Source organism: Pseudomonas sp. ML2-2023-3 (assembly GCF_037055275.1).
Lineage (GTDB): Bacteria > Pseudomonadota > Gammaproteobacteria > Pseudomonadales > Pseudomonadaceae > Aquipseudomonas.
Genome location: NZ_CP146343.1, coordinates 318,685 through 332,718, shown reverse-complemented (window position 1 = coordinate 332,718; position 14,034 = coordinate 318,685). Strand labels below are relative to the sequence as shown.

7 protein-coding genes and 1 pseudogene are annotated in these 14,034 nt (G+C 58.2%); all 8 read left to right on the top strand.

Features of this window, described 5'->3' with window-relative positions; translation table 11 throughout:
- Nucleotides 1-34: 34 nt before the first annotated feature.
- Nucleotides 35-1,288, top strand: a pseudogene (locus V6P94_RS01390) (type IV pilus secretin PilQ); the annotation flags it as partial.
- 4 nt (nt 1,289-1,292) lie between these two features.
- Nucleotides 1,293-1,811 carry a shikimate kinase AroK gene (aroK, locus tag V6P94_RS01385; RefSeq protein ID WP_133076751.1) on the top strand — a complete coding sequence of 173 codons (519 nt, stop codon included), beginning with the start codon at nt 1,293-1,295 and terminating at the stop codon, nt 1,809-1,811.
- 147 nt (nt 1,812-1,958) lie between these two features.
- Entirely contained in the window at nt 1,959-3,059 is a 1,101-nt protein-coding gene (gene aroB / locus V6P94_RS01380) for a 3-dehydroquinate synthase (RefSeq protein ID WP_133076750.1), read from the top strand.
- 10 nt (nt 3,060-3,069) lie between these two features.
- Nucleotides 3,070-4,635 (top strand): AAA family ATPase, encoded by a 1,566-nt coding sequence (locus V6P94_RS01375; RefSeq protein ID WP_219262182.1) that lies wholly within the window; start codon nt 3,070-3,072, stop codon nt 4,633-4,635.
- Between the two features lie 332 nt (nt 4,636-4,967).
- Nucleotides 4,968-9,416 (top strand): glutamate synthase large subunit, encoded by a 4,449-nt coding sequence (gene gltB / locus V6P94_RS01370; RefSeq protein ID WP_133076748.1) that lies wholly within the window; start codon nt 4,968-4,970, stop codon nt 9,414-9,416.
- Nucleotides 9,417-9,449: 33 nt separating this feature from the next.
- Nucleotides 9,450-10,868 carry an FAD-dependent oxidoreductase gene (locus V6P94_RS01365; RefSeq protein WP_133076747.1) on the top strand — a complete coding sequence of 473 codons (1,419 nt, stop codon included), beginning with the start codon at nt 9,450-9,452 and terminating at the stop codon, nt 10,866-10,868.
- A 235-nt stretch (nt 10,869-11,103) separates the two neighbouring features.
- A complete protein-coding gene (gene hemE, locus V6P94_RS01360) occupies nt 11,104-12,171 on the top strand; it encodes a uroporphyrinogen decarboxylase (RefSeq protein ID WP_133076746.1) in 1,068 nt (355 codons plus the stop codon).
- A 389-nt stretch (nt 12,172-12,560) separates the two neighbouring features.
- Nucleotides 12,561-14,033, top strand: a complete 1,473-nt coding sequence (gene gbpA / locus V6P94_RS01355) for an N-acetylglucosamine-binding protein GbpA (RefSeq protein ID WP_338648925.1) — start codon at nt 12,561-12,563, stop codon at nt 14,031-14,033.
- Nucleotide 14,034: the final 1 nt, after the last annotated feature.

Genomic DNA, 14,034 nt, shown 5'->3' with positions numbered 1-14,034 from the left:
GCTGGCGGCTGCCCAGGCCACAGTCATCCCCTCTTCGTATGTCGGCGAAACAATGTCCCTGAACTTTCAGGAGGTCGAAGTGCGCGCAGTGCTTCAGCTACTGGCAGATTTCACGGGGTTCAATGTGGTGGTCAGCGACGCCGTACAGGGCAGCATTACCCTGAACCTGCAGGACGTACCGTGGGATCAGGCGCTGGATCTGGTGCTTAAAAGCAAGGGTCTGGGCAAGCGCCTTGAGGGTAATGTGCTGTTGATCGCGCCCTCTGAAGACATCGCGGCTCGCGAGCGTCATGAACTTGAGGCCCGCAATCAACTGGCCCGCCTTGCGCCTTTGCGCAGAGAGCTGGTGCAGGTCAATTACGCCAAGGCTGCAGATATTGCCAAATTGTTCCAGTCTGTGACCGGTGCTCAGCCCGACGTTGACGGGCAGGGCACAATCGCCGTGGATGAGCGCACCAATAACATAATTGCCTTTGAGTCTGGTGAGCGGCTGGAGGAGTTGCGCCGCCTTGTGGCTCAGCTGGATGTGCCGGTACGTCAGGTGATGATCGAAGCCCGAATTGTTGAGGCGGGTGTGGACTATGAGAAAAGCCTGGGGGTTCGTTGGGGTGGCACCCTGCGCAACGAAGGCCACTGGAGTGCGGGCGGTATTACCCGCACGCCTGCATCAGGGGCAGTGCCCGGCGATCTGAGCGCGCCCTTTGTGGACCTGGGCGTTTCGGGTAATACATCAGGGCTGGGCATCGCCTTTATCACCAACAATGTGTTGTTGGACCTGGAGCTGGCAGCCATGGAAAAAACCGGCAACGGTGAAATCATCTCTCAGCCCAAAGTAGTTACCTCCGACAAGGAAACCGCCAAAATCCTCAAGGGCACTGAAATTCCCTATCAAGAGTCCAGCTCAAGCGGTGCCACATCGGTATCGTTCAAGGAGGCCTCGTTGTCCCTGGAGGTGACACCGCAAATAACCCCTGACAACAGCGTCATCATGGAGGTCGTCGTAACCAAGGACGAGCCCGATTACATGAACCGGGTCCATGATGTGCCGCCAATCAAGAAGAATGAGGTCCGGGCCAAGGTGCTGGTCAAGGACGGTGAAACCATCGTGATTGGGGGAGTGTTCTCAAATACTCAGAGCAAAGTAGTAGATAAAGTGCCATTTTTAGGAGATCTGCCGTATGTTGGCCGACTTTTCCGTAGAGACGTTGTCCTGGAAAAAAAATCCGAACTGCTGGTGTTCCTGACTCCGCGTATCATGAACAACCAGGCGATTGCTGTGAGTCATTGATTCTGTGAGAAATTTGATTCTTGTTGGGCCAATGGGGGCTGGAAAAAGCACCATCGGACGTTTGCTGGCCAAAGAGTTGCACCTGCCGTTCAAAGATTCCGATAAGGAAATTGAAGTGCGCACGGGTGCCAATATCCCGTGGATCTTCGACAAAGAAGGTGAGCCCGGCTTTCGTGACCGTGAAACGGCCATGATTGTCGAACTGTGTCATGAAAATGGCATCGTGCTGGCGACCGGTGGTGGTGCCGTCATGCGTGCGGAAAACCGCCAGGCGTTGCGCAATGGCGGACGAGTGGTTTACTTGCATGCTTCCATCGAGCAGCAGGTTGCGCGTACCTCACGTGACCGCAATCGGCCTTTGCTACGCAACGCAAACCCGGAAAAAATCCTGCGCGACTTGCTGGCCATTCGCGATCCCCTCTATCGGGAAATCGCTGATCTGGTGGTCGAAACCGATGAGCGACCGCCTCGCATGGTGGTTCTGGATATTCTCGAGCGACTGGCGCAGCTTGCTCCTCGGTAAGACCGCTGTGCTGGACCATTAAAGTGCGGTACGAAATGCGCTATCCTCGGCGCCAGCAAAGGCTATCGGGTCGTGTCAGAAAAGAGGCGACCATCACTTGATAATTGCGAAGCAGGTCGCCGGTGACCTGTTTCAACGCGGGGATTCATGCAGACACTGAAGGTTGATCTAGGCGAGCGTAGCTACCCGATTCATATTGGCGAAGGTTTGTTGGATCAGCCGCAGTTGCTGGCCCCCCATATCGCGGGTCGCCAAGTGGCCATTGTGACCAATGCAACGGTCGCACCCCTCTATCTTGAGCGCCTGACGCGCAGCCTCGCGCAGTACTCGGTAGTGCCGATTGTCCTGCCCGATGGCGAATCATTCAAAAACTGGGAAACCCTGCAGCTGATTTTCAGCGGCCTGCTCACGGCTCGCCACGATCGGCGCACCACGGTGATTGCCTTGGGCGGCGGCGTGGTGGGTGACATGGCGGGTTTTGCCGCTGCCTGTTACCAGCGCGGTGTTGATTTCATCCAGGTGCCGACCACCTTGCTGTCTCAGGTCGATTCGTCGGTGGGCGGCAAAACCGGGATCAACCACCCGCTGGGCAAGAACATGATCGGTGCTTTTTATCAGCCCAACCTGGTACTGATCGACACCCAGACCCTCAACACTCTCCCGGCCCGCGAATTGTCTGCAGGGCTGGCAGAAGTCATCAAGTACGGCCTGATTTGCGATGAGCCGTTCCTGACCTGGCTTGAGGACAACATGGACGCGTTGCGTGCGCTGGATCAGGTCGCCCTGACCGCTGCGATCCAGCGTTCGTGCGCCGCCAAGGCTGAAGTGGTGGGTGCCGATGAACGCGAAACGGGGGTACGTGCCACCCTCAACCTCGGTCACACCTTTGGCCATGCCATCGAAACCCATATGGGCTACGGCGTATGGTTACATGGTGAAGCGGTAGCCGCTGGCACCGTAATGGCTCTGGAAATGTCCGCCCGCCTGGGCTGGATCAGCCATGCAGAGCGTGATCGCGGCATTCGAATTTTTCAGCGCGCCGGTTTGCCAGTAGTGCCGCCCGGCGAAATGACGCCAGCCGACTTCATGCAGCACATGGCGGTTGACAAGAAAGTGATCGACGGCCGCATGCGGCTGGTGCTGTTGCGTCGTCTGGGCGAAGCCACGGTGACTGACGATTATCCACACGAGGTTCTCCAAGCCACGCTGGGTGCGGATTACCGCGCGCTGGCTCAGCTTAAAGGTTAATAAGATCCCGATGACTAGTTTGCATGCCGACGAGGCGTTCCTCGGTCACTTCCAGCTCAACCACGACCCTTTTGCGCCACGGGTGCCGGGCTTCAAGTTTTTCCCTGCCCAGCGCAAGCCGGTGCTGGGGCAGTTGCATCACCTTGCCCGCTACAGCCAGTTGTTGCTGGTGGTTACCGGGCCTGAGGGCAGCGGTAAAACCTTGCTGCGCCAGGCGCTGGTCGCGAGCACCAACAAACAGTCTGTGCAGAGTGTTGTGGTTTCTGCGCGGGGTGCTGGCGATGCGGCTGGCATTCTGCACCAGGTGGCACAGACCCTGAATGTTGCACGCCCCGATGTCGGCTCCATTCTGGCGCAAGTCGTGCAATTGGCACTGACCGGACAAGAAGTCTACTTGTTGGTCGATGACGCCGAGCAGCTGGACGAGTCGGCACTGGAAGCATTGCTGGCGCTGGCTGCGGGAGCGCCGGAAGGCCGTCCGCATGTGTTCCTGTTCGGTGAGCCGTCGATGATTGCCGGGTTGGAGCAGTTGAGCCCGGATGAAGAACGTTTTCATGTCATCGAATTGCAGCCGTATACCCTCGATGAAACCCGTGAGTATCTGGCTCAGCGCCTCGAAGGTGCTGGGGCAGGAATCGAACTCTTTAGCGCTCAGCAGATCTCAGATATACACGAGAGCTCCGAAGGCTGGCCTGGCACTATCAACCAGGTCGCCCGCGATGCAATGATCGAAGCCATGATTGCCAGCCGCTCAGCGGTCAAGCGTCCAAGTATGGGGTTCAAGATGCCGAAGAAACACGTATTGGCCATTGGTGCAGTAGTGGTAGTGGCTGTCGCTGCTGCTGTATTGATTCCTGGCCGTGGCAAGGCGCCAGTCGCGCCGGGTGCCGAACAGACACAACTGGGGCAGGCCGCTCCAAATGGCGGCGCCAAGCCGTCTGTTGATTTCGCTGGCTCTTCGCAGCCGATGCCATTGCCGCTGGTAGGGCAATCCCAACCGGTGATGCGTGGTCCGTTGGCCGAAGCGGCCGGTGATATGCCTGAGGGCGACGATGGCGGTGTGCCTGCGGTCGACGGCGGTGTAGCTTCGCCGCCAACTGTCACCACCACGGCGCCACCGGTTGGCGTGCCATCGGGCCCTGCGCCAGTGGCGACCCCGGCGCCAACCGTGGCTACGGCCAAGCCAGCGCCTGCCCCTGTCGCCAAGCCTGCTCCGGCCCCAGCCCCGGCAGCCAAGCCGGTGGTCAAGCCAGTCGAGAAGCCGGTCGTTGTTGCCAAGGCCGCACCGGGCGGCAGCTGGTACTCCAGCCAGCCTGCCAACAACTATGTGGTGCAGATCGTCGGCACCAGCTCTGAAGCGTCTGCGCAAAATGTCGCTAAAGAACTGGGCGGCGATGCTCGCTATTTCAAGAAGTCCTTGAACGGCAAGCCGCTGTACGTCGTCACCTACGGCAATTTCCCAAGCCATGCCGCAGCCACCGCGGCAATCAAGAACTTGCCAGCGAAGACACAGGCTGGTAAACCTTGGCCTCGCACTGTCGCCAGCGTCCAAAAAGAGCTGGCTACAGCTCGCTGATGATCCGGCGACCTTACCCAGGTCGCCGTTCTAGCACATCAAATTCCTGCTTGTGCATACGGGCTTATCAAGCCGTGTGCCTTGTGGTGTCTGCGCCGCGCAGCAGTCGACATCAAAAATGTTTTGACTAGCACGAGCAATCGCTTTAAACCTTTCATAAATGCGACACGAACTTACGGTTAATCGCCGTTAAATTTGTGGGCCTATGTGACGGTGTGTAGAATGACCACCCTTTTGCCCCTGCCAAGCTGGCGTACGTTCAGCGCGGGGAGCAAGTGGTTGAATTAAAAGAAATTTGCCCCTTTTTGGGGCAGCCTGGTGAGAAAGTGTCTATGAAAGCAGGTCTGTACCACCCCGATGAATTCAAGGATAACTGTGGTTTCGGCCTGATTGCCCATATGCAGGGCGAGCCTAGTCATACCCTCCTGCAAACCGCCATTGAAGCCCTGACCTGCATGACCCACCGCGGTGGGATCAACGCAGATGGCAAGACCGGTGACGGTTGTGGCCTGCTGATTCAAAAGCCTGACCTGTTCTTGCGTGCAACCGCCAAAGAACAGTTCGGCGCAGATTTGCCCAAGCAATACGCCGTCGGCATGGTGTTTTTCAACCAGGACCCGATCAAGGCTGAAGCGGCCCGCGACAACATGAACCGCGAAATCCTCGCGGCGGGCCTGCAATTGGTGGGCTGGCGCAAGGTGCCGATCGATACCAGCGTTCTGGGCCGTCTGGCATTGGAACGTTTGCCGCAGATCGAGCAAGTGTTCATCGCTGGCGAAAACCTGAGCGATCAGGACATGGCGATCAAACTGTTCAGCGCCCGTCGCCGTTCATCGGTGAGCAACGCCGCTGACACCGATCACTACATCTGCAGCTTTTCCCACAAGACCATCATTTATAAAGGCCTGATGATGCCGGCGGACCTCACCGCCTTCTATCCAGACCTGAGCGATGAACGCCTGCAAACCGCAATTTGCGTGTTCCACCAGCGTTTCTCCACCAACACCCTGCCGAAATGGCCGCTGGCCCAGCCATTCCGCTTTCTCGCCCACAACGGCGAGATCAACACCATCACCGGCAACCGCAACTGGGCCCAGGCCCGTCGCACCAAGTTCGCCAATGACCTGATCGGTGACCTCGACGAGCTCGGCCCGCTGGTTAACCGCGTGGGTTCTGACTCCTCGAGCATGGACAACATGCTGGAACTGATGGTCACCGGCGGTATCGATCTGTTCCGTGGCGTGCGCATGCTGATTCCACCGGCGTGGCAGAACGTTGAAACCATGGACCCCGACCTGCGGGCGTTCTATGAGTACAACTCCATGCACATGGAACCGTGGGACGGCCCGGCTGGCGTAGTGATGACCGACGGTCGTTATGCTGTCTGCCTGCTCGACCGCAACGGTCTGCGCCCTGCGCGCTGGGTGACCACCACCAACGGCTATATCACCATCGCTTCTGAAATCGGCGTGTGGGACTACAAGCCAGAAGACGTGATCGCCAAAGGCCGTGTCGGTCCGGGCCAGATCCTGGCCGTGGACACCGAAACCGGTCAGGTGCTGGACACCGACTCCATCGACAACCGCTTGAAGTCGCGCCACCCGTACAAACAGTGGCTGCGCAAGAATGCCCTGCGCATTCAGGCGACCATGGAAGACAACGACCACGGTTCGGCGTTTTACGACGTTGATCAGCTCAAGCAATACATGAAGATGTACCAGGTGACGTTCGAAGAGCGCGACCAGGTGCTGCGTCCGTTGGGCGAGCAAGGCTACGAAGCCGTAGGCTCGATGGGTGACGACACGCCAATGGCCGTGCTGTCCCAGCGTGTTCGCACGCCGTACGACTACTTCCGCCAGCAGTTCGCGCAGGTGACTAACCCGCCGATCGACCCGCTGCGTGAAGCCATCGTCATGTCGCTGGAAATCTGCCTCGGTGCCGAGCGCAACATCTTCCAGGAATCCCCGGAGCACGCTTCCCGTGTGATCCTCAGTTCGCCCGTGATCTCGCCTGCCAAATGGCGTTCGCTGATGAACCTCGACCTGCCGGGCTTTGAGCGTCAGATCATCGACCTCAACTACGACGAGAGCGTGGGTCTTGAAGCGGCCGTGCGCAATATCGCCGATCAGGCCGAAGAAGCCGCGCGCGCCGGTCGTACCCAGATCGTTCTGAGTGACCGTCATATCGCACCGGGCAAGTTGCCGGTTCACGCCTCGTTGGCTGTGGGCGCCGTGCATCACCGCTTGACCGAAAAAGGCCTGCGCTGCGACAGCAACATCCTGGTTGAAACCGCTACTGCCCGTGACCCGCATCACTTTGCGGTGCTGATCGGCTTCGGCGCCTCGGCGGTCTATCCGTTCCTGGCTTACGAAGTGCTGGGTGACTTGATCCGTACCGGTGAAGTGCTGGGCGACCTCTATGAGGTGTTCAAAAACTACCGCAAAGGCATCACCAAAGGCTTGCTTAAAATCCTGTCGAAGATGGGTATCTCGACCATTGCCTCGTACCGCGGTGCGCAGTTGTTCGAAGCCATCGGCCTGTCCGAAGAAATCTGCGACCTGAGCTTCCGTGGCGTGCCAAGCCGCATCAAGGGCGCACGCTTCGTCGACCTTGAAGCCGAGCAAAAGCTGCTGGCAGCCGAGGCCTGGAGTGCGCGCAAGCCGATCCAGCAAGGCGGTCTGCTCAAGTACGTGCACGGTGGCGAATACCACGCCTACAACCCGGACGTAGTCGCTACCCTGCAAGCCGCTGTGCAGCAGGGTGACTACAGCAAGTTCAAGGAATACACCGCGCTGGTCGACAAGCGTCCGGTGTCGATGATCCGCGACCTGTTCCAGGTCAAGACCCTCGACACGCCGCTGGCCATCGACGACATCGAACCGCTGGACTCGATTCTCAAGCGTTTCGACTCGGCCGGTATCTCGCTGGGCGCCCTGTCACCAGAGGCCCACGAAGCCCTGGCTGAAGCCATGAACCGTTTGGGCGCACGCTCCAACTCCGGTGAAGGCGGCGAAGACCCGGCACGTTACGGCACCATCAAAAGCTCCAAAATCAAGCAAGTGGCCACTGGCCGTTTCGGCGTGACCCCGGAATACCTGGTCAACGCCGAAGTGCTGCAAATCAAGGTTGCCCAAGGCGCCAAACCGGGCGAGGGCGGGCAACTGCCGGGCGGCAAGGTCAACGGCCTGATCGCCAAACTGCGCTACGCCGTACCGGGCGTCACCCTGATTTCGCCACCGCCGCACCACGACATCTATTCCATCGAAGATTTGTCGCAGTTGATCTTTGACTTGAAACAAGTCAATCCGAAAGCGCTGGTATCGGTGAAGCTGGTAGCAGAAGCAGGCGTAGGCACCATCGCCGCAGGCGTGGCCAAGGCCTACGCCGACCTGATCACCATCTCCGGCTATGACGGCGGCACCGGTGCATCACCGCTGACCTCCATCAAGTACGCGGGCGCTCCGTGGGAGCTGGGCCTGGCTGAAACCCACCAGACCCTGCGCGGCAACGACCTGCGCGGCAAAGTGCGGGTACAAACCGACGGCGGCCTGAAAACCGGTCTGGACGTGATCAAGGCTGCGATCCTGGGCGCAGAGAGTTTTGGCTTCGGTACTGCACCGATGATCGCACTGGGCTGCAAATACCTGCGTATTTGCCACCTCAACAACTGCGCCACCGGCGTTGCGACCCAAAACGAATCGCTGCGTAAAAATCACTACATCGGCACCGTCGACATGGTGGTCAACTTCTTCACCTACGTGGCCGAAGAAACCCGCGAGTGGCTTGCCAAGCTGGGTGTGCGCACCCTCGAAGAGCTGATCGGTCGTACCGACCTGCTGGAAATCCTGCAGGGCGAGACCGCCAAGCAGCACAACCTGGACCTGACTCCTCTGTTGGGCAGCGATCACATCCCGGCGGACAAACCCCAGTTCTGCCAGGTCGACCGCAACCCTCCGTTCGACAAAGGCCTGCTGGCCGAGAAGATGGTCGAACTGGCCACTTCAGCGATCAACGACATGAGCGGTGCCGAGTTCGACCTCGACATCTGCAACTGCGACCGTTCGATCGGTGCCCGTATCTCGGGTGAAATTGCCCGTGCTCACGGCAACCAAGGCATGGCCAAAGCACCGATCACCTTCCGCTTCAAAGGCACTGCAGGTCAGAGCTTTGGCGTGTGGAACGCCGGTGGTTTGCACATGTACCTGCAAGGCGATGCCAACGACTACGTGGGCAAAGGCATGACCGGCGGCAAGCTGGTGATAGTGCCGCCTGCGGGCAGCATCTACAAAACCCAGGACAGCGCCATTGTCGGCAACACCTGCCTGTATGGCGCAACCGGCGGCAAGCTGTTTGCTGCGGGTACGGCGGGTGAGCGTTTTGCAGTGCGTAACTCCGGTGCTCACACCGTGGTTGAAGGCACGGGCGATCACTGCTGCGAATACATGACCGGCGGTTTCGTCTGCGTACTGGGCAAAACCGGTTACAACTTCGGCTCGGGCATGACCGGCGGTTTCGCCTACGTGCTGGATCAGGACAACACCTTCGTCGACAAGGTTAACCACGAACTGGTGGAAATCCAGCGGATCAGTGGTGAAGCGATGGAGGCCTACCGCAATCACCTGCAACACGTGCTGGACGAATACGTTGAGGAAACCAACAGCGAGTGGGGTCGCAACCTCTCGGAAAACCTCGATGATTACCTGCGTCGTTTCTGGATGGTCAAGCCCAAGGCTGCCAGCTTGAAATCGTTGCTTTCCAGCATCCGTGCCAACCCGCAGTGATATGCGCCTGAAAAGTTTGATGAGGTTTTAACCATGGCTGAACGTCTGAGTAACGACTTCCAGTTCATCGATGTCGGGCGCAAAGATCCGAAGAAGAAACTGTTACGTCAACGCAAAAAAGAGTTCGTGGAAATCTACGAACCCTTCAAGCCCCAGCAGTCGGCCGAGCAGGCCCACCGCTGCCTGGGTTGCGGCAACCCGTACTGTGAATGGAAATGCCCTGTGCATAACTTCATTCCCAACTGGCTGAAACTGGTGGCCGAGGGCAACATCCTCGCCGCCGCCGAACTGTCGCACCAGACCAACACCCTGCCCGAAGTCTGTGGCCGGGTGTGCCCGCAAGACCGCCTGTGCGAGGGTGCCTGCACCCTCAACGACGGTTTTGGCGCGGTGACCATCGGTTCGGTGGAGAAGTACATCACCGACACCGCGTTCGCCATGGGCTGGCGCCCGGACATGTCCAAGGTCGTCCCGACCGGCAAACGTGTGGCCATTATCGGCGCGGGCCCTGCGGGCCTGGGCTGTGCCGACGTGCTGGTACGTGGTGGTGTGACCCCGGTGGTCTTCGACAAGAACCCGGAAATCGGCGGCCTGCTGACCTTCGGTATCCCGGAGTTCAAGCTGGAAAAAACCGTACTGAGCCACCGTCGCGAAGTGTTCACCGGCATGGGTATCGAGTTCCGCCTCAATACTGAAATCGGCAAGGACATCAGCATGGAACAGCTGCTGGCCGAGTACGACGCCGTCTTCATGGGCATGGGCACCTACACCTACATGAAAGGTGGTTTTGCCGGTGAAGACCTGCCAGGCGTGCACGATGCACTGGACTTCCTGATCGCCAACGTCAACCGCAACCTGGGCTTTGAAAAGTCGCCGGAAGATTTCGTCGACATGAAAGGCAAAAAGATTGTGGTACTGGGTGGCGGCGACACGGCCATGGACTGCAACCGTACTTCGATTCGCCAGGGCGCCAAATCGGTGACCTGTGCGTATCGTCGTGACGAAGCCAACATGCCCGGCTCCCGTAAAGAAGTGAAGAACGCCAAGGAAGAAGGCGTGAAGTTCCTTTACAACCGTCAGCCGATTGCCATTGTTGGTGAAGGCAAGGTTGAAGGCGTGAAGGTGGTCGAGACCCGTCTCGGCGAGCCGGATGCCCGTGGCCGACGCAGCCCTGAGCCGATTCCGGGTTCTGAAGAGATCATTCCGGCAGACGCCGTGATCATCGCCTTTGGTTTCCGCCCAAGCCCGGCGTCATGGTTCGAGCAGTTCGACATCCAGACCGACAGCCAGGGCCGCGTGATTGCGCCCGAGCAGTCGAAATTCAAGCACCAGACCAGCCACCCGAAGATTTTTGCCGGTGGCGACATGGTGCGCGGCTCGGACCTGGTCGTGACCGCGATCTTCGAAGGCCGTACTGCGGCTGAAGGGATCATGGATTACCTGGGCGTGTAACCCTATCCCCTGTAGTCGCTGCCGCAGGCTGCGATCGAGCCCGAAGGGGTCGCTCTTCTCCTTGAAGAGCGAAGGTCCTCCGGCCCTTTTCGCAGCTTTCGGCAGCGGCTACAGGAAATTGTATTTGTGGGTTAAACCGCGACAAATCGCCCCGATAGATAAAAGGCACGGCACTTGCCGTGCCTTTTGCGTCCGTCTCTGAGAAAATGCCCCCACTTTTTTTCCGGATGCTGACATGACTGTTCTCAAGAATGACCGTTTCCTTCGCGCTTTGCTCAAGCAACCCGTAGACGTAACCCCTGTGTGGATGATGCGTCAGGCCGGTCGCTACCTGCCGGAGTACCGTGCCAGCCGCGCCAAGGCCGGCGACTTCATGAGCCTGTGCAAGAACGCCGAATTCGCGTGTGAAGTCACCATGCAGCCTCTGGACCGTTTCCCGCAGCTGGATGCGGCCATCCTGTTCTCCGACATCCTGACCATCCCCGATGCCATGGGCCAGGGCCTGTATTTCGAGACCGGCGAAGGTCCCCGCTTCAAAAAAGTCGTCAGCACCCTGGCCGACATCGAAGCGTTGCCGATTCCCGATCCGCAAAAAGACCTCGGCTACGTGATGAACGCCGTCAGCACCATCCGCAAGGAACTGAATGGTCGCGTGCCCCTGATCGGCTTCTCCGGCAGCCCGTGGACTTTGGCCACCTACATGGTTGAAGGCGGCTCCTCCAAGGACTTCCGTAAAACCAAGGCCATGCTCTACGACACCCCGCAAGCCATGCACTTGTTGCTCGACAAACTGGCGCAGTCGGTCACTTCTTACCTCAACGGGCAGATCCTGGCCGGTGCGCAAGCGGTGCAGATCTTCGATACCTGGGGCGGCAACCTGTCGTCTGCGGCGTACCAGGAGTTCTCCCTGGCTTATATGCGCAAAATCGTCAGCGGCCTGATCCGCGAGCACGAAGGCCGCAAAGTGCCGGTCATCCTGTTCACCAAGAACGGTGGTCTGTGGCTGGAGAGCATTGCCGATGCAGGCGCCGATGCGCTGGGTCTGGACTGGACCTGCGACCTGGGCGAAGCCCGCAAGCGAGTGGGCAACAAGGTTGCGCTGCAAGGCAACATGGACCCGACCGTGCTGTACGCAAACCCGGAAGCAATCCGCACCGAGGTCAAGCGCATCCTGGCCAGCTACGGCAAGGGTTCGGGCCATGTGTTCAACCTGGGTCACGGCATCACCCCGGAAGTGAAGCCGGAACACGCAGGCGCCTTCATCAGCGCGGTGCACGAGTTCTCGGGGCAGTATCACGAGTAAGCTCGACTTTTAAAAAACCCTGGCGAATGCCGGGGTTTTTTTTGACTGCTATTTGCATCAGTTATGGGTTATGGCTGTGACAATGGCTATTGAATAACTAATTCATACTCCTACATCCTTGCAGGAAGTTTCCTACATACATTTCGATACGCCTCCGTAAAATCCGAGCGCTATTGCTTTATTTGTTTCAGTAAAAAATATTACTTGGGGTGGCATGTTCATCAAAGGATTGTCGCTTTTGGTGGGGGTTAAATATGTCTACATGTTTCTTTGCTGAAGTCATGACTTGGCGGTCATCGTTTTTTGTGATGTTGCGTGCGTTCTTCGAATATGCAGTGCCAAAAATAGCGGTCGTAACGGCTGCCTAATAAAAACTAAGGAACTCTTATATGAAATTTGCACTTTCTAAGTCTGGGGCTTTGATGGGGTGTGCATCTTCGCTGACTCTACTGGCGTCACTGTTCGCGTCACAACAGGCGGTTGCACATGGTTATATGAACGAGCCACCGTCACGCGCGTATGCCTGTCGCTTGGCCCTGAACACCAACTGTGGTCCAGCTGAATATGAACCGCAAACAGTGGGTGAAGCTCCTAAAGGCTTCCCGGCCTTTGGTCCTGCCGATGGCAAGATCCCGAGCGGTGGCAATGCCATGTTCTCGGCTCTGGATGCCCAGTCTGCAACCCGCTGGCATCTGAGCGAAATCAAGAACCGCAACATTGAATTCAGCTGGTTCTACACCGCTGCCCATAAAAGTACCAAGTGGGAATACTTCATCACCAAAACCGATTGGAACCCTAATCGGCCCCTCACCCGCGATGACTTTGATACGACCCCGTTTTGCAGCGTTGAAGGCGGCGGTGGCGTACCCATCGATGGCGCAGCGGGCGGCAATGGCCCGGCAGCCAAAAAACACGCCTGTGTGATTCCGGCAGACCGCACGGGTCAGCACGTGATTTTGGGAGCATGGACAGTAGACGACACTGCGGCGGCTTTCTACGACGTGGTGGATGTCAATATCACCGCTGAAGGGGCAGCGCCTGACGGCTGGACCAAAGTCGGAGCGTTGACGCCGACTCACTCATTGCTGCCAGGCGACACCGTCAAGGCTCGAGCCTTTACCGGCAGTGCGGAAAGTGCCGAATACAGCTTCTCGATCGGCATCGACTCCATAGCAGAAGGCTTGCCAGAAAACTGGTCCTACAAGTTGGCGCAAACCGTGAACGCGAGCAACAAGCCGGTACGTGCCGGTATTCGCAACGAAGAAGGCGTCATTGAGCCAATCAAAGGTGCCAATACCTTCTACGCCAAGGCCCAAAGCGGTGTCACCAACTACCAGTTGCTGACCCAGATGGTTCCAGACCCGGCCGCCTACATGCACGTGCATGACGTTGCCGCCGAGTACGTATTGGACAAAGGCAAAGGCGCTGTTGGCTTGACCCTGATGACCAACAAAAACCTTACGGTTGAAGCGACGGTCTACAACGAAGCCAACAAACAAGTGGGCTACACCAAGCAAAACGTGAACGCAACCACTGCACCGTTGAGCGTTGACGTCAGCAGCGCCCCGGGTGCTCACGCCTTAAAGCTGATTGCCAGCAGTGCAGATGGTCGTGAAAACTTCCAGGAGTTGAAAACCTTGACCCTGACCGGCGAAGGTGGCGGTCAGCAGTACGATGCCATCTACCCTGAAGGTTTCAAGGCTTACAAGGCAGGTACCACTGTGTTGCAGCCAAAAAACGGCCAGGTGTACGAGTGCAAGCCGTGGCCTGCTTCGGGTTACTGCGCACAGTACTCGCCTACAGCCACTCAGTTTGAACCGGGTACCGGCTCGCACTGGAACATGGCATGGACTGAGAAGTAAG